We start from the raw sequence: 343 nt of genomic DNA, 5'->3' as shown, positions 1-343 counted from the left end.
CCAGGCCAAGGAACTGCTCGCCCGCCACGGCGTGCATGTGCCGCGCGGCGGGCTTGCCTACAGCCCCGAACAGGCGACCTACCGGGCCAGAGAGATCGGCGGCGCGAAATGGGTGCTGAAGGCGCAGGTTCATTCCGGCGCCCGCGGCAAGGCCGGCGGCATAAAGCTCTGCTCCAATGACGAGGAGATATCCAACGCCGCCGAAGCCATGCTCGGGCGCAAGCTGGTGACCCAGCAGACCGGCCCGCGCGGCAAGCTGATATCGCGCCTCTATCTCGAGGAAGCCGTCGACATCGCGCAGGAGCTCTATCTCGGCTTCGTGCTCGACCGCAAGGAAGAGCGC

The 343-nt window shown here is 67.1% G+C and carries 1 protein-coding gene; it reads left to right on the top strand.

The window, feature by feature from the left end; all coding sequences use genetic code 11:
• Positions 1-343, top strand: a 343-nt coding sequence (locus AU465_RS32800) for an ATP-grasp domain-containing protein (protein WP_192257133.1), incomplete at both ends; no start/stop codon positions are given.

Origin of the sequence: Mesorhizobium silamurunense (assembly GCF_014843905.1) — a bacterium.
GTDB lineage: Bacteria > Pseudomonadota > Alphaproteobacteria > Rhizobiales > Rhizobiaceae > Mesorhizobium > Mesorhizobium silamurunense.
Note: the sequence above shows the minus strand (reverse complement) of the source record. Positions and strands in the feature narration are given on the sequence as shown.